This is a genomic window from Fructobacillus cardui, assembly GCF_963580785.1.
Taxonomy (GTDB): domain Bacteria; phylum Bacillota; class Bacilli; order Lactobacillales; family Lactobacillaceae; genus Fructobacillus; species Fructobacillus cardui.
The window spans coordinates 51,424-67,905 of sequence record NZ_CAUZLS010000005.1 but is presented as its reverse complement, the minus strand read 5'-3'; the positions used below and the strand labels follow the sequence as shown (position 1 = coordinate 67,905).

Below are 16,482 nucleotides of genomic sequence, written 5' to 3'. Positions count from 1 at the left end.
ACGGAGGATTGTCTGTTGAAAATTAAACGCGAAAATATGAAAGATTACTATACTTTCTCCTCGACTGCCGAACTAACACTGTTCTTGGGCATCGAGCGTGAAACGCTCTTTCAACGAGCTAAGATGCGCGGGATTGATTTAAACGGCACGTATACCGAAGAAGAATTAACGGCGTTAAAGCCCGCCAAAAAGTCTGCTCTTGCTGATTTAAGCATCGATAGCGAAGCTGAAATCGAAATCTTAAAAATGCGTCTGGAAATGTTGGAGTCTCAGCTTGGCTATAAGGACCGACAACTCGATGATCGCAAACAGCACATCGATACCTTAAAGTCGACCTTGGAAAAGGCTGAACAGAACCTGGAAAAAACGCAAACAACCGTTGACCAACAACAACATATTCAAATGGCAACCCTGTCACAGTTAGACAAGGTTACCTCTCGTGTCCAACGAATTGAAATGGAAGACGAGCAAAAAAAGCACTGGTGGTCTCGTAGCAAAAAAGACAAGAACAACCAGAGCAAGTAAAAATCTAGACCTAAAAGGCCAGTCGCCGATATGCTATCGGTGACTGGCCTTTTTTGCTTGATTTGTACTTCTTGTATTAAAATGGATAACTTTTCCACTGACTAAAAATCTTTTATTTTCTAAGGCTTTCTAAAAGATACTAATAATCGCTCTATAAACAATATCGATTAAAATAAAGAACAATAACAAGCCGGACGTATCGAACAAATAATTGGTCCAATTATACTGATGTGAATGAATAAAATCAATCAAACCGACTATTAAAAACTTATAAGAGACAATGATCAAAAAAATCGATACATATTGTTTCAATTTAGTTTTCAATACGTACTCCACTTTACTTTATTTTATTCCACCCTGTCCAGGTACTTTTGCGCCAGCTTCGTCATTGCTTTTTCCCAATCGCCGTTTGCCTCATCAAAATAGCGGTCCAAAAGGCGCTTTTGCTCTAGGTTAATTTGATCATTAAGGGCAAGCCCTGCTGGGGTTAACTGCAAATATTTGACGCGCTTATCCACCGTCGACCGGTGTTCCGTCACCAGGCCTTTATCCATTAAATCGCGGATGGCAACGTTGGCAGCTTGCTTGGAGATGCCAATGAGGACCAAAATTTTCTTGATACTGACGTCCTCTAATGAAGAAATAATAAAGAGCATCCGGTGTTGGTTCTTGGTTAAATCGTATTGCGCAAGGTCAACCAGTGAAGCAAATTCCTGATAAGCAAAGAAGATTGTTGGTAATTTTTGATCGATTTCCAAAGGAAACCCTCCTTTTTAGGTCAATTAGGTTGACATAATTAAAAATAGGGTCTATAGTTCTTGTTATAGGTAAACTTAATTGACCTAAAAGAAAGGAAGAACTTTTATGACTGAATATACTATATCAGATTATCTCTTGGATGTAATCAAAACCATGGGTGGCGACGAGATTCTCGGTGTCCCCGGTGATTACAACCTCCAATTCCTGGACCATATCACCCATCGTAACGATATGAAATGGGTCGGCAATGCCAACGAATTGAATGCCTCTTACATGGCTGACGGCTATGCTCGTGAAAAGGGATTTGCGACCTTTGTGACAACCTTCGGTGTTGGTGAATTAAGCGCCATCAACGGTTTGTCCGGAAGCATTGCTGAACACGTTCCTGTTTTGGAAATTGTTGGTGCTCCAACAAACGGTGTACAACGCGCTGGTAAATTAGTTCATCACACCTTTGGTGACAGCAACTTCGACCGCTTCATCAAGGCTCACGAAACATTGGGTATCAAGACAACCGTCTTGGATGAAGACAATGCCATTGACCAAATCAACGAAACGTTGACTTACATTGCTAATGAAAAGAAACCTGCTTACCTTGTTTTGCCAAGTGACTTGGTCAACGCTCCCGTTAACCCTGCCGTAAAGGAAGGTATTAGCGCTTTGTTCACCACCACAAAGCAAGAAGCTCCTGCTTCAATCGCAGCAATCAAGCAGGCCACAGCCAAGGCTAGTCACCCTGTGATTGTTGTTGGACACGAAATCGATCGCTTTAACTTGGGCCAAGCTGTTCAAGACTTCTCATTAAATAACAACATCCCCATTGTTGATCTTGGCCTTGGTAAGGCAGCCGTTGATGAAAGCTTTACCAACTTCGTTGGTACTTATAACGGAACAATTTCTAACGAATCGATTAACCATTTCGTTGCCGATGCAGATGTTGTCTTTGTCTTGGGTGCTAAGTTGACCGACTCTGTTACTGGTGGCTTCACGCAGGAATTCGATGAGAGCCAAACGATCACGCTCTCCACACGCCGTGGCACAATCTTTGGTCAATCTTTGCCAGCAGACTTTGACTTTGTTGCCACTATCCAAGGCTTGGCCACAACTGATTTGAACTTGTCCTTGCCTGCCGTACAAAAGCCAGCAGAACCCGCTGCCTTGCAAGCTAGCGACCAACCTTTGACTCAATCCTTCTATGACCGGGCCTTGCAAGACTTCATCACTGGCAACAAGACTTTGATTGCTGAACAAGGAACCTCTTTTTTCGGTTTGGCAAGCCAAAACTTGGCCAGCGGTGCTAAGTTCTTCGGTCAACCATTGTGGGGCTCAATTGGCTACGCCTTCCCAGCCGCAATTGGTGCTCAATTGGCCAACCCTGACCGCCGTGCCGTTTTGACTACCGGTGAAGGTTCACTACAATTGACTATCCAAGACTTTGGTTTGGCTTTGAAGGAACGCTTGAACCCTGTTTTGTTCATCATTGAAAATACCGGCTACACGGTTGAGCGTGTTATCCACGGTATGGACGAACCTTATAACGATGTACCAAAGTACCGTTATGACTTGATTGCTCCTGCTTTTGGTGCCAGCGACGACCAATACGACTTCATCGAAGTTTCAACTGAAGCAGAATTGATCGCTGCCATGAAGAAGGCCGACCAAGAAACTGACAAGATGGTCATCGTTCAAGCCAACATGGGTATGAAGGATGCACCTGCTCAGTTGATTGAAACTGGTATCCGCTTCGAAGCCCAAAACCATTAATATTTATTCTCCTCACCATTTCCTTTTCTGCTTACAGCTTATATAAAATCAGCCCCCCTTTGCCTCGGCAAAGGGGGTGCTTTTTGAGTGTTAGAGATACGGGCATCCCAAATTGGAGCCAGTCGCCAGCACTTAAGCAGCAATGCGGGCACAAAAAAGCCGTCCAGCAGGTTTTCCTGATTCGCAGCCCCGAAATTTATTGGTTCCAATTTCGGCGTTGTTCGTCTCATCCTGCCAAACGGCTGATTATTTTTTAATTAGTAGCAAAGAAGTGATTACGTTCTTTTTCAACGTTCTTCTTAACAGTGTTACTATACCAGAATGGCACAATCACCCGACCGACAACGTGCTCCTTGGAAACAAAACCAAAGTAACGACTATCGTTTGAAACAGCACGGTGATCACCCAAAACGAAGTAGGCGTCCTTAGGCACAACCGTCTTGCCTTGGTCTGATTTCTTCCACATTCCTGTTGAAGAAAGCGTGCCAAGCGACCAAGTCGAACCGAAACTAGCTTCCGTTCCAGTCTGTTGTTCATCTGACGAAATAAAGGACTCGTTAACCTTTTTATTGTTAACGTACAGGTCGCCATTGCGGTATTCGACCGTATCACCTGGGATACCAATCACACGCTTAACATAGTCCTTGTTGCCAGCCTGGATTCGCGGATCTTCCTTCCGGGCATCAAACACAATAACATCCCCGCGCTTGGCCTCATGGGTCTTAGTCACCAAAACCTTTTGCTCATCTAACAAGTTTGGCGCCATCGAATCACCATTGATGGTGACGACGTTCACCAAAAAAGTGGTTATGACCAAGTAAACTGCAATACCAAAAGCAATTGGAGCAATCCAATTCCAAAGAAAGCTCAAAAATTTTTTCATATTCATTTCCTTAATTGATTTTACTATTATGTAGTCCTGAACTAAAAATCAGGAGCGCACCGTATTAATCGTTATATGATAGATTTTATCACTTGTTCGCCCTTTTGTATCGAAATGATAGATACCGTGCGCCAAATGCAGGTCTTTTAAGTCCGAATCCATGTACAAATCAGGAACGATATCCGTCGGATTAGGGCCAGGAAAGGCCTTCTGCCAGTCAATAATCAGGTTGTTCTCAAAGGAAAAGGCCAGGACCCGGTAGTCCAACACGGGTGGTTGAGTGGCTTCAGCCCCAGAATCAACCTCTTCTTGGACCGAGACCCAGTAATCCTTCCTGGTTAGGTTCATTTCAGCAATTTTCAACGCTAAGATCCTCCTTCCTTACTTCCGTCGTTTTGTTACTTAGTCTTTGGTAGTTGGGCCAAAATCGCATCCTCAAATGGAATGGATGGCAATGCACCAGGTTGGGCCACCGTCAAAGACGCCGCCGCCACGCCGTACTTGATAGCCCCTTCGATATTGGCAAAGGATGGCACCAGGCGTGACAAGAGGGATCCAATAAAGGTGTCACCGGCTGCCGTGGTATCGATAGCGGTCGTCTTAATCGCGTTGACCATCACTTCCTTGCCGTCGGCTGATTTGTAAAAGGCCCCCTTATCGCCAAGAGTAATCAACACGTGCTTAACGCCCGCCTTGAAGAAGAAGTCTGCATTTTGAATCAAAGACTCGCGGTCCGTAACCGGAATGTTGGTTAACAACTCCGCCTCATGTTCGTTTGGAATCACCAAATCACTTTCCGCCAACAATTCCTTGGGGAAATTTTCTTGGTCGGGCACTGGTGCCGGGTTCAAAACCGTCACAGCCCCGGCTGCGTGCGCATCCTTAAAGGCTGACAGCACTGTTTCCAATGGAATTTCCAACTGGGCCAAGCAAAAGGCTGCATCCTCAAAGGCGGCCCGTTGGTCCCAAACATCCTTGGCTAAGAGCTGACCGTTGGCCCCCTCATAAACATAAATAATATTATCACCAGTGGCCTTAGACACCGTAATATAGGCCTGGCCTGTTTCGGCATCCTGGGATTCTAAAACATAGTCAAGGTTCAACCCATCCTCTTGGACTCGTCCAGCTAAATCAAAGCCAGCACCAACCTTGGTAATAAAGTTGGCTTGACCACCAGCGCGGGCCACCGCCACCGCTTGGTTGAGGCCCTTGCCTCCCATGACTTCTTCTTGGTGCTGAGGCGTTGAGAGCGTTTCCCCGCTATTGGCTAGCCGGGGCACCCGGGTGACCTTATCCAAATTAGTTGAACCGATAATTGTTGTCTTCTTGACCATGACGAAATCCTTTCGCAGCCGTCAGTTACTTCACTTTCCTTCTACTATTTTACAAGAAAAGAGCCCGTTTTTCTGCCTGCATTGCAGACTTTTCCCAATAAAAGGGTACACCCATTAAGTCGTCTTTTGTTGTCCTTGATAAATCAGCTTCGTAAACCGTTCTGATTTTGGATCATAGTGCGCCTGATAAGCATCGACAATCGTACTCTTCGTGCTTTCACCAGACTTCATCACGGTACTTTTAACCTCAATTGTCATATCGCCAGCCTTGTTCCCCTTCTGAAAGGCCTGCGATCCCTCATAAGTTGACTGAAGCTTGGTTGAATTAATCTGGCTCTGACTGTCATCATCCGGCATTACCTTATTAATCACTTTGGCATTGGTCACATCATTTTTAATAATATTTTGCTTGTTATTGGCGTATTCCTCATCGTTGGACCACTGGTAAAGATTTTTCATCAAGTCGTCCGCCTTCGTTCCCGCCGTTTTTGCCTGGCTTTGACTGAGTTTGACGCTCGGCTGCTTCTCCTGGCTGTTCCCAAAGACATGGGGCAAGACCGCCAAAGCGATAATCTCAACCACCGCTAGGATGGCTAAGATTAGGTAAATCATTTTTGCTTTTTTACTCACTGAATTCTCCTCAAATTAGCCAAAATCAGTTTGGCTAACCTTTATCTAGATTCTTCTACCATACTAACATGGTCGCCTTAGCAAGGCCATGGCTGCTCACGGGAGCAAACAAGGTCGACCGCCCAGCTGATTTTTCAGGCGAAAAGGGCAAAATGCGTGAAAGTAACAATTGGTTTAAGGGCCATTTCTGCTATAATAAAAGTAATGACTATTCCTTGCCGGTTGTTGGAGGATCAAACGTGAATGATGACAAAGTAAAAGCGGCCCAAATGGCCGTCGAGTTGATTCCCAACCAGGCGATTGTTGGCCTGGGTTCGGGATCAACGGCCTCAATCTTTATTGATTTATTGGCCAAAAAAGCCCATGAAGAACAAATGGACATTACCTGCGTAGCCACATCCGTCCAAACTTCTCAACTCGCCCTTGGTTTCGGTTTAAAAGTTGTTGATATCGATGCCGTCGACCGCATCGATGTGACCGTTGATGGGGCTGACGAAGTCGATGGCAACTTGAACGGGATTAAGGGTGGTGGTGCCGCTCTTCTTTTCGAGAAGATTGTGGCCACGAACTCAACCAAAAATATCTGGGTTGTGGACTCTTCCAAGCAGCACCTACGCTTGGGGTCTTACCGCCTTCCTGTGGAAGTGGTGAAGTTTGGTGTCCACCATGTGTTTAACTACCTTAAAACTCGTGATTTAAAGCCCGTTTATCGGCAGCAAGAGGATGGCAATTACCTGACGACTGATTCTGGTAATTACATCATTGACGTTGATATCACTGGTCAAGAGGATTTGCCCCAGTTGGCCCAGGACCTTAAGGCCTTGACCGGTGTCGTGGAACACGGTCTTTTTATCGATATTTGTGATGTCTTGTTGGTTGGTAACACCGGCCAAGCAATCTACAAAGATCAATTAACCCACTCATAATTTCAAACAGAAAGTCCGGCAAATTTGCCGGACTTTTTTGTCTCTTTTTGAAGGTAAAATCAGCTTTGAAGACCGCATCAAATCGCCTTGAATTGCTGATTTAAAAGGCCTATCATATAATTTATATTGACTCTGTTTTAAAAAGTTCATGAGAAGGATAAAGGCCATGACAACCCCCACAACACAAGCTGCCATCGAAGACACCATTCATCCCGAACGCCTCCATCACCACATGGCGATTCGCTGGGAAAAGGTAATTGAAAATGATCAAGTACCAGCTCGTCAAGCGTCTTTGCGGGTACGGGCTTCAATTGTAGGTCGAGTTGGTCTTTTACTTCTTTCCTCTGGAACAGGTGCCTGGCGGGTCCGCGATGCCATGAACATCGTGGCCAGAGCGCTTCAAATGACTTGCTCGGCCGACATTGGTTTTACCTCCCTCACAGTCACCTGCTTTGACGGGGTGGAATCGTTTACCGAAAGCCTCTCGCTTGCCAGCTCGGGGGTTAATACCGACAAGTTGACTCAGCTCCAAGACTTTGTCCAACGCTTTGCCAGTGACTATGCCGACCAAAAGCCGGCCCTTATCCACCAACGACTTGATGCAATTAAAAAAGAACCCGGCAACTACCAACCTTATCAATCTGGTTTAGCCGCTGGCCTGGCCTGTGCTGGCTTTATCTTTTTGCTTGGTGGCGGTTTGATTGAAATGATCTGCTGCTTTGTTGGCGCTGGATTAGGACAATTTACCCGTAAGCTCCTGGGAAAACGTCACTGGACCTCCGTCGCTACCACGGCGCTGGGCGTGGCCATCGCCTGCCTAGCTTACTTTCTATCCTTACGATTTTGGGGGCTCTTTTTAACCAATACCTCAGCCCATGAAGCCGGCTATATTGGCGCCATGCTCTTTGTCATCCCCGGCTTCCCCTATATCACGAGTATCCTCGATATCACGAAGAACGATATGCGGTCTGGATTGGAGCGTTTAACCTTTGCCCTGACGACGATTATCACGGCAACCTTTATTGGTTGGCTCCTAGCCCTCAGCTTTGACTTCAAACCACAAAATTTCTTGCCACAGGGACTATCACTCTACCCACTAATGGCATTGCGCTTAATGGCCTCCTTTGCCGGTGTTTACGGCTTCTCAATGATGTTTAATTCCAAGCAGAAGATGGCCATCACCGCCGGCCTGATTGGCGCCGTTGCCAATACCACCCGGTTAGAGTTGGTGGACCTTGTCCACTGTCCACCAGCAGCGGCTGCCTTTATCGGTGCCTTGCTAGCAGGCCTATTGGCCTCCGTGGTAAACCGGAAATTGCGGTACCCTCGGATCACCCTAACCGTGCCATCCATCGTGATTATGGTCCCAGGGCTCTACATCTATCGCGGCGTTTATAACCTCGGACTCAACAACGTGGGGACAGGTGCTGAATGGCTAACCAAAGCCCTCTTAATCATGCTCTTTCTTCCCTTCGGCCTTTTCGTAGCCCGGTTTATCCTGGATAAAAGATGGCGAATGGTGGATTAACACTTTTACTATAGCCATTGAAGAGCACAAAGGACTGACGCTGATAAAATATCAGGGCTAGTCCTTTTACTTTGTTTTAAATGTTTAATGTGGCATCACAAATTCAATCTTTATCAACCATACTTTGAAAATGTTTGACCAATTCCTAGTACACGGCCATTCTTGTAGTCCTGATACCCTGGCTCGATTTCATCATACAAAGATTGGATAATTTTATCCCGACGCTTATATTTTTCGTCGACCAAATCAGTAGGTACCTCACCGTGAGCAACCATCTTTTCCAAAACTGAATTTAAAATTGTCGCCATATCAAGGTGTTCGAAAGCCGCAATCTTTTGGGCCTTAGCGAGCAATTCATCATTTGTAAGAAAACTAAACTGCTGATTTTTTATTAACATCATCATTTCCTTTCTTGTGGATACTCAGGTATATTGGCATATCTATTATGTACTGTTTTTTAGTTAATCATGCGATTCACGGCAGGTATGTGAACCACGATTTCATTACTAAACAAATCAAAGGTATTCTTAAAAAATTACACCACTGATTTTACTTCAGTTTCTCTACTTCCACCTCGTTTTTTATATTTTTAATTGAAAATCAGCTAATGTTGATATAGTGACTATTAAAAACGGCAACACTTTGCTTATACAGAAGAACTAAAATGGATATTTGGGAAAGACTATTTACTAAGGCGGAAGTATTGTACAACCATCATAATGTGTCACCATTTATTTATGCCCAGCATGTTGTGACAGCAATAGAAGCAGATGACGGAAACATCTACACAGGATTTTGTTTTGAGGCCACGGCCGGCGTTTTTCATCTTTGTGCAGAACGTGCTGCTGCATTTCGTATGTTCCAACACAGTGGACAAACAAAAACAAAAAAAATCATCACCTTCAGGGACAGTGCACCAGCAAATGGTAATAGCATGCCTTGTGGCGACTGCTTAGATTTCTTACTACAATTGAATAGTAAAAATAAAGCAACGCGCTTTATGATGGCCTTTAAAACTAGAGAAACTGTTGCCTTATCTGAACTGTTACCAAAGTGGCGGGGAGAAGACCGACTTGATGACATTCAATAGCAAAAGCCACTAACTTCAACCGAATTCAAAAAGACCAACTCAGAGTTGGTCTTTTGTTTATGCACACACAGTTAACGTTGAGAATGTTTATGAATGAAATTAAATAGTTTCTCGGTACGCTTTTGCCATGTATAACGCATGTCAAATTGATATTGCCGATCTAATCGTTTTAATCGAGTAACTACGTAACTTACGATAAGACTACCAACGACAACTGGAATGAATCCCCAAATCGTCAGTCGAATAACATCTGTTGCTTCAAGAAATAAAATAATTACAAAACATAAATCTGCTAACAATAATCTACGATAAATTGGTTTAAAAAATCCTTGAACATCTTTCTTCGTAAAACTATCTTTCATTTTTCCATCTTCCCTTAATAGCTCATCAAGCGATAAATCTAAAATATCGGATAGACAAATTAACAAATTAAAATCAGGATAAGTTTTTCCATTTTCCCAGTGAGAAATTGTTTGCCTAGTCACAAACAGAAGGTTAGATAACGTCTGCTGTGACATTCCTTTTTGTTTTCGTACTTGCTCTAAATGTTCCCCAAACTCCATCACCCTCCCCCTTTCAATTACTGCTAATAACCTATGATTATTATGAGTTAAAAAAGCAAATAATAAAAGCAAGTACTTCTTACCCTTTCCTGGAACTACTTATTTTCAAGAAAAAACCCGCCCTTCTCAACGCTGAGAAGGGCGGGTTTTCTTACCGAAAGATATCTTATTTAAAGAGCATTGTCGCAACGGTATTCACGACAGGCACAACCACCACAAAGAGAATGGTTGATGTGGTGACGACGTTCGTGGCGTACTTCACGTCGCCATTAGCCTCATTGGCCAAAATTGGCAGAACAGCCAAAGCCGGCGTGGCAGCTTGCACTGCCAAAGTCTGAGCTTCAAGGTGTGGTAAATGGCCCAAGAAGCCGCCGGCAAAGACCAACAGTGTCAACATAACTGTCGGTGCAAAGATAAAGCGCCCAACTAAGGCAACAACCGTGTCCTTGTCAAAGTGAATGCTTTTTAAGCCAGCATCCGCTAGGACAATCCCAATGTAAATCAGGGACAATGGCGTGACCAAGTTACCAACGTAAGTCAGTGTTGACGTTGCAAAATCAGGAACTGGAATGGCCAGGAGTAAGAAGGCCAAGGCCACCAGGAACCCAATCAATGGAGCGGGCAAAAGTTTCTTCCAATTGAAAGCCCTTTGTCCTTTATCTGGGTTATCATTGGCAATAATCAAAGCACCAATGGCCCAGGTCGAAACCGTATTCATTACATAATAAACCAGGAAGTAAGATAAGACCTGGTTACCAAAGAGGGCCACATTTAAGGGCAAGCCAATAAAGATGGTATTGGCATTAACGACAACGTTAATAAAGGTCCCTTTGCGGCCAGGACGGACCTTGAAGACATAAGCCAAAATGTAGGCAACTAAGTAGCTAATGGCAAATGAGAGGAAGGCGTAAACCAACCCTCCAGACAAGGACACTAATTTATCACGTGTCAAAAACTTTAAGACCGACACAAAAATCGATGCCGGTAAGGCGATATTGGTAATCAAGCGGGAAATATTCCCGGAAAAACCGTCAGCAAACCAACCCCACTGGCGCAAAATAAAACCAAGGGCAATCATCAAGATGATTGTCACAACACTTTCAATCGAATTCAAAAATGCCATAAAAACTCCCTTCTACGGGTGGCGCCTGATTATCACAGCCCCATCCACTTCTCAGCGCTGATGTGGTCACTGATTTTCCATGAACTTCACTATTTTTAAAAAATTGTACATAAAAAAGGACTTTACGCCCTTTTCCATGTGTTGTTGCTTTGCTTTGTTTTTTTGTAAGTTAAATCTTAGTACTTAGGTTCCCACTTCAAGTCTTCGATGGCCTTCTTCACGTCGGCGATCTCTTCCTTCGTGATCTTCTGGTCAACAGCTGACTGAGCAGTGGCGATAGCAACTGTCTCTGAGAAGACAGTCAACTTTGAAACTGGTGGCAAAACGGCTGCCCCTGGCTTTGATGCATCAACAATACCACCCAATGAGTGAGCAGCGGCTGAAATCATTTCATCATTCAAAACCTTTGCAGTTGAGGCGATTGTTCCAAGACCAAGTCCTGGGTAAACCAAGGCGTTGTTAGCTTGACCGATTTCGTAAGTAACACCCTTGTATTCGATTGGGTCAACTGGAATTCCAGTCGCAATCAAGGCCTTACCATCAGTCCATTCAAGCAAGTCTTCAGCCTTTGCTTCAGCCAATTTCGTTGGGTTTGACAATGGGAAGATAACTGGACGCTCAGTGTGAGCAGCCATTTCTTGTACAATTTCCTTGGTAAAGGCACCTGGTTGAGTTGAAGTTCCAACCATGATTGTTGGGTGAATTTCCTTCACAACAGCTGCCAAGTTTGTCAAATCAGCAGCGTTTGCGAATTCTGAACGTGAGCGGGCGAATGGCTTTTGTTCAGGAGTCAAATCATCCATGTCGTCGAAGAGCAAACCTTGCTTGTCTACCATGTAGATGTGCTTGCGAGCTTCTTCTTCAGACAAACCTTCTTGCAACATTTCTTCGAACATCCGGTTGGCGATACCTGCACCGGCTGAACCTGCACCGAATGTCAAGTAAGTCTGGTCAGACAACTTTTCACCAGTGATAGTCATGGCACCCAAAGCAGCTGCCAAAGTGATGATTCCAGTTCCTTGGATGTCATCGTTAAATGTTGTAATCTTGTCCTTATACTTGTCCAAGATAACAGCGGCGTTTGAACGGCCAAAGTCTTCCCAGTGCAAGTACAAGTTAGGGAACAAGTTTTCAGCAGCTTCAACAAAGCTGTCAACAAATTCCGTATACTTTTCGCCGCGAACACGTTCGTGACGGTTACCCAAGTACATGTCGTTGTCCAACAATGATTGGTTGTTTGTTCCGTTATCCAAGACAACAGGCAAAACGTTTTCAGGGTTAACACCGGCAGCCGCCGTATAAACCATCAACTTACCAACGGCGATATCAACACCGTTCGTTCCCCAATCACCGATACCCAAGATTCCTTCGGCATCTGTGACAACAATCAACTTGATGTCACGACCATTGGCACCAGCCTTCAAGGCTGATTCCATAACGTCTGGTTCGTCGATTGACAAGTAAACAGCGTTTTGTGGATCAACAAACAATTCTGAGTAGTTTTCAATCGTGTCAGCAATCACTGGATCATAAACGATCGGCATAAACTCAACCACGTGTTGTCCGAACAAGTAGTAAAACAATGTGTGGTTTGTGTTGAAGATTTCCATCAAGAACAAGCGCTTTTCCAAATCAGAAGGCTTTGATTGGTATTGTGCGTATGCTTGTGCTGATTGTTCTTCCAAAGTTTGCACGCGGGGAGGCAAAAGACCGGCAACGCCGAGTTCCTTACGTTCTTCCATCGTGAACCCTGTTCCCTTGTTCAAGAAGGGATTATTTAAAATCTCAATTGGTGTCATGAGATAGGCTCCTTTTTTCTTTGTTTTCTAACCCGAATCAAAGTTCGAATTACTTAACGCTGTTATTCTATAACCCCAGGAAAATTATAGTCAAACAGGTGGCATACCCACACTTTTCCCTATAGTTCATGAAGGGGGGTTGACAGATTTTGCTATAATAGGAGGTAGGCTTGAATGTTAAGAACTGAATTTGGAGAAAACCTTGCGCATAACTGATTTACAATACTATTTAGCCCTCGCAACCTACCGAAACTTTTCTCAGGTTTCTGAAAAATTCGAGATTTCCCAGCCAACGGTGTCGCTTGCGATGCAGCGGTTGGAAAAAGAGCTTGGCGCCAAGCTCATTTTGCGACAGGCAGCGCATAAAAACGTGACACTGACCCACGCCGGCGAAGTTTTGCGACAACATGCTACCTTGATTGTGGAACAGTACCAGGTTGCCCAAACGGAGATCAAACGCGACAGTGAAGAATCACTTTTGATTGGTTTGCCACCCATTATTCAAGTTGCTTACTTTCCAGCCATTGCAACGGTCTTATCTGACGATTCACTCGCCCATTTGAAAACAGTTGAAGTCGGGGCCCAAGAGGCCATCGACCAGTTAAAAAATGGTGAGCTCGACGCTTCCTTTGTCGGCTATCTCGATGACATCGATCAAAGCGAATTCAATTTAATCGCCTTTGACGAGCAGCCCTTTGCTATTTTGGCTGCCGACGACTACCCCTTGGTTCAAACAGGGTCCGTGTCATTTGAAGACATCAAAGACGAAAGATTCATCCTATTGAAAGGTAACTTCGTTCATACCCAGGCTTTCGACCAGTTGGCCCGAGCCGCCCATTTTCATGCCAACGTTTTGTTTAATTCCTCGGAACCCTACGGAATTCTAAGCCTGATTCGACAAAATCGTGGGATTGGCTTTATGGTCCACCACCCAGCGTTAACTTTCCCGGGTGTGACCGCATTGCCAATCACAGATGACGACCAGCCCATGTTTAAGGTCGGCTTTGCTTACCGAAAAGACATTGTCTTAACGGATGCGCAACAGCAGATTTTTGATGAGCTCTTGGCCGCCACCAAAATTGGACGGCCGGATCACAGAACACCCCCACTGGAGGAATGATGATGCAAAAGAAGAAAACAACCATCGTGGTCACAATCTTAGTACTGATTTTGGCTGTCGTTGGTGGATTAGTTGCTTGGCAAAGCAACAGTCAAAAAGATGACAAAAAATCTGACAAGTTAACCATTGTCGCTTCAACAAACGTCTATGCCGAATTGGCCAAGACGGTTGCAGGCGACCATGCTGATGTTTCAGCGATTATTACCAAGCAGTCCGTTTCACCGGAAGATTATGAACCAACCAACGCAGTTGCTAAAAAGGTTGCCAAGGCGGACATCGCCTTTGGAAATGGTTTAGGCTACGATGCTTGGTTACAGAAATTAGCTAAGACATCGAAGTCAACGCAAGTGCTCTATGTTGGTAACGATATTTTGAACAAAAAGTCTGGTTCAAATCCCCACTTGTGGAATGATCCAGAAAACATGATTAAGGCCGCTCAAGGTTTGGCTGATACACTCAGCAAGAAAGATCCAAAGCACAAGGCTGATTATCAAGCCAATGCACAGGACTACGCCACAAAGCTTAAGCCAGTGACCGACAAGATTGCCGAATTGAAATCAGCAGTTGCCGGTAAGGAAGTCATGGAAACCGAGCCAGTTTACGAATACATGTTGGACGCCTTGGGTGCCAACGTGGTCGGCACTGATTTTGCCGAAGCGATTGAAGAAGGAAATGACCCTTCACCAGCCGTCTTGACGGATATCCAAAACAAGATCAAGAGCCACGAACTCGCCTTCTTGGTTTACAACACGCAAACCACAGGCGGCACTGTTGATAAGATCGTCAAGTTGGCCAAGGACAACAACATCCCAATCGTTAAGGTGACGGAAACTTCACCAGAAAAGACTTCTTACGTTGACTGGAAGCTCAGTGAATTGAAGCAAGTCCAAGAAATTGTTGCTAAGTAAAAATCAGCAAATAAAAAGAGCGAAGGACGAAATCCTTCACTCTGATGAACACCGAACAAAGCTGTTCGGTGTTTTTTATTTGCCTAAATGAGCGCAGACCCTGTAGCTAGCGGTTATTCTGAAATCATTGGCAACACTTACCGTGTTACCAGTAGCTCTTGTCCCCGGCTGATTTCCTTGAGGACGTTGGCAACGGCCGTGCCACCAAGCGACGTCCGACGATTAACGGCGGCCTTGGAAGTCAACTCTTCATAGACATCTTCTTCGATATGGCTGTCGGCGGCCTGGAGATCTACCAACGACATTTCATTGAGTGTTTGCCCCGTTTGGATGCCCTTCAAAACTAACTCACCGACAACCGCATGCGCTTGACGGAAAGGCACACCCTTCGTGGCCAAGTAGTCAGCCAATTCGGTGGCGTTCGAGAAGTCATCCTTCGTGGCAGCTTCCATCCGGTCAGCGTGGACCGTCATCGTTGATAACATCCCCGTAAAGACCTTCACGGAGGCCAAAATGGTGTCCATTACCTCGAATGTGGCTGCCTTATCTTCCTGCATATCCTTGTTGTAAGCCAATGGCAAGCCCTTCATAACCGTCAACAATCCCATCAAGCTCCCAAAGACGTGGCCGGTCTTGCCTCGCACGAGTTCGGCAAAGTCCGCATTCTTCTTTTGGGGCATAATCGATGATCCGGTTGAGAAGTTGTCTGAAAGTTCAATGTAATTGAACTCGTAGGTCCCCCATAAAATCAGTTCCTCCGCCATCCGGGACAAATGCACCATCAAAATCGAGGCATTCGAGAGAAACTCGAGGGCAAAATCCCGATCCGAAACGGCATCCAAACTATTGTGATAGATGGCATCGAAGTCCAATTCGTCAGCGACCAGTTGACGGTCAATTGGGAAGGTCGTGCCCGCCAAGGCAGCAGCGCCCAATGGCAGCATATTCGTATGCTTTTCGTTAAATTCGAATCGTTCAAAGTCACGCTGGAACATTTCGAAGTAGGCCAAAAGGTAGTGACCATAGCTAATGGGCTGGGCGTGTTGCATGTGTGTATAGCCCGGCATAATCACATCAGCGTGCTTCTTGGCTAAGTCAAGGAGAGTCTGCTGTAATTCCGTGATAGCTTCCTTGACTGCTGGTAAGCGGTGCTTCACCCACAAATGAAAGTCCGTCGCCACCTGGTCATTCCGTGATCGACCCGTATGCAGTTTGCCCGCCACTGGACCAATTTTTTTCGTCAACAAGGACTCAATATTCAAGTGGATATCCTCATTTGCAACCGAAAATTCCACCTTGCCAGTGCCCAAATCAGCCTGAATGTCGTGCAGGCCGGCACTGATTTGCTCAGCTTCTTCAACTGAAATAATGCCTTGCTGGCCTAACATTTTCACGTGGGCCAATGAGCCCTCCAGGTCTTCTTCTGCCAACCGGTAATCAAAGCCGATTGAGGCGCCAAATTCATCGACCCATTCTGCTGCTTTGCCGGTAAACCGGCCACCCCATAATTTATCGGACATTTGATTCTCT

At 45.1% G+C, this 16,482-nt stretch carries 17 protein-coding genes; 7 read left to right on the top strand and 10 right to left on the bottom strand.

Going from position 1 to position 16,482, the window contains the following annotated elements:
• Positions 1 to 15: 15 nt before the first annotated feature.
• Positions 16 to 525 carry a hypothetical protein gene (locus tag AABI20_RS05545; protein ID WP_152666232.1) on the top strand — a complete coding sequence of 170 codons (510 nt, stop codon included), beginning with the start codon at positions 16 to 18 and terminating at the stop codon, positions 523 to 525.
• 347 nt (positions 526 to 872) lie between these two features.
• Here the strand turns inward: AABI20_RS05545 and AABI20_RS05540 are convergent, their stop codons facing one another.
• Complete coding sequence (locus AABI20_RS05540) at positions 873 to 1,283, bottom strand: MarR family winged helix-turn-helix transcriptional regulator (RefSeq protein WP_288846813.1); 411 nt, start codon at positions 1,281 to 1,283, stop codon at positions 873 to 875.
• Positions 1,284 to 1,389: 106 nt separating this feature from the next.
• Between AABI20_RS05540 and AABI20_RS05535 the strand changes: the two genes are divergently transcribed.
• Positions 1,390 to 3,048 (top strand): alpha-keto acid decarboxylase family protein, encoded by a 1,659-nt coding sequence (locus AABI20_RS05535; protein ID WP_338347047.1) that lies wholly within the window; start codon positions 1,390 to 1,392, stop codon positions 3,046 to 3,048.
• A 253-nt stretch (positions 3,049 to 3,301) separates the two neighbouring features.
• Here the strand turns inward: AABI20_RS05535 and lepB are convergent, their stop codons facing one another.
• The 4 genes from lepB to AABI20_RS05515 form a co-directional block, all read right to left on the bottom strand.
• Entirely contained in the window at positions 3,302 to 3,931 is a 630-nt protein-coding gene (gene lepB, locus AABI20_RS05530) for a signal peptidase I (protein ID WP_047974930.1), read from the bottom strand.
• Between the two features lie 48 nt (positions 3,932 to 3,979).
• A complete protein-coding gene (locus tag AABI20_RS05525; protein WP_288846808.1) occupies positions 3,980 to 4,294 on the bottom strand; it encodes a hypothetical protein in 315 nt (104 codons plus the stop codon).
• 35 nt (positions 4,295 to 4,329) lie between these two features.
• Positions 4,330 to 5,265: a ribokinase gene (locus AABI20_RS05520; protein ID WP_047974932.1), complete on the bottom strand. Its 936-nt coding sequence runs from the start codon at positions 5,263 to 5,265 to the stop codon at positions 4,330 to 4,332.
• Positions 5,266 to 5,379: 114 nt separating this feature from the next.
• Entirely contained in the window at positions 5,380 to 5,895 is a 516-nt protein-coding gene (locus AABI20_RS05515) for a hypothetical protein (RefSeq protein WP_047974933.1), read from the bottom strand.
• Between the two features lie 68 nt (positions 5,896 to 5,963).
• On the opposite strand from AABI20_RS05515, the gene rpiA reads away from it, so the two are divergent.
• Positions 5,964 to 6,821, top strand: a complete 858-nt coding sequence (gene rpiA, locus AABI20_RS05510; RefSeq protein ID WP_288846807.1) for a ribose-5-phosphate isomerase RpiA — start codon at positions 5,964 to 5,966, stop codon at positions 6,819 to 6,821.
• A 166-nt stretch (positions 6,822 to 6,987) separates the two neighbouring features.
• Positions 6,988 to 8,349 (top strand): threonine/serine exporter family protein, encoded by a 1,362-nt coding sequence (locus tag AABI20_RS05505; RefSeq protein WP_338347044.1) that lies wholly within the window; start codon positions 6,988 to 6,990, stop codon positions 8,347 to 8,349.
• 113 nt (positions 8,350 to 8,462) lie between these two features.
• Here AABI20_RS05505 and relB read toward each other — a convergent pair whose 3' ends face one another.
• Complete coding sequence (gene relB, locus AABI20_RS05500) at positions 8,463 to 8,747, bottom strand: type II toxin-antitoxin system RelB/ParD family antitoxin (RefSeq protein WP_288846805.1); 285 nt, start codon at positions 8,745 to 8,747, stop codon at positions 8,463 to 8,465.
• A gap of 266 nt (positions 8,748 to 9,013) precedes the next feature.
• On the opposite strand from relB, the gene AABI20_RS05495 reads away from it, so the two are divergent.
• Positions 9,014 to 9,439: a cytidine deaminase gene (locus AABI20_RS05495; RefSeq protein ID WP_338347041.1), complete on the top strand. Its 426-nt coding sequence runs from the start codon at positions 9,014 to 9,016 to the stop codon at positions 9,437 to 9,439.
• A 71-nt stretch (positions 9,440 to 9,510) separates the two neighbouring features.
• Here AABI20_RS05495 and AABI20_RS05490 read toward each other — a convergent pair whose 3' ends face one another.
• The 3 genes from AABI20_RS05490 to AABI20_RS05480 all read right to left on the bottom strand — a co-directional run bounded on the left by AABI20_RS05490 (position 9,511) and on the right by AABI20_RS05480 (position 12,924).
• Positions 9,511 to 10,002, bottom strand: a complete 492-nt coding sequence (locus AABI20_RS05490) for a helix-turn-helix domain-containing protein (protein WP_338347037.1) — start codon at positions 10,000 to 10,002, stop codon at positions 9,511 to 9,513.
• A gap of 166 nt (positions 10,003 to 10,168) precedes the next feature.
• A complete protein-coding gene (locus AABI20_RS05485; protein WP_338347034.1) occupies positions 10,169 to 11,125 on the bottom strand; it encodes an AEC family transporter in 957 nt (318 codons plus the stop codon).
• A gap of 176 nt (positions 11,126 to 11,301) precedes the next feature.
• Complete coding sequence (locus AABI20_RS05480) at positions 11,302 to 12,924, bottom strand: malolactic enzyme (RefSeq protein WP_047974937.1); 1,623 nt, start codon at positions 12,922 to 12,924, stop codon at positions 11,302 to 11,304.
• Positions 12,925 to 13,126: 202 nt separating this feature from the next.
• On the opposite strand from AABI20_RS05480, the gene AABI20_RS05475 reads away from it, so the two are divergent.
• Together AABI20_RS05475 and AABI20_RS05470 are read left to right on the top strand one after the other, a co-directional pair.
• A complete protein-coding gene (locus AABI20_RS05475; RefSeq protein WP_338347031.1) occupies positions 13,127 to 14,044 on the top strand; it encodes a LysR substrate-binding domain-containing protein in 918 nt (305 codons plus the stop codon).
• A 2-nt stretch (positions 14,045 to 14,046) separates the two neighbouring features.
• Positions 14,047 to 14,952: a metal ABC transporter solute-binding protein, Zn/Mn family gene (locus tag AABI20_RS05470; RefSeq protein WP_047974939.1), complete on the top strand. Its 906-nt coding sequence runs from the start codon at positions 14,047 to 14,049 to the stop codon at positions 14,950 to 14,952.
• Between the two features lie 137 nt (positions 14,953 to 15,089).
• Here AABI20_RS05470 and argH read toward each other — a convergent pair whose 3' ends face one another.
• Positions 15,090 to 16,472 carry an argininosuccinate lyase gene (gene argH / locus AABI20_RS05465; protein WP_338347027.1) on the bottom strand — a complete coding sequence of 461 codons (1,383 nt, stop codon included), beginning with the start codon at positions 16,470 to 16,472 and terminating at the stop codon, positions 15,090 to 15,092.
• Positions 16,473 to 16,482 lie beyond the last annotated feature (10 nt).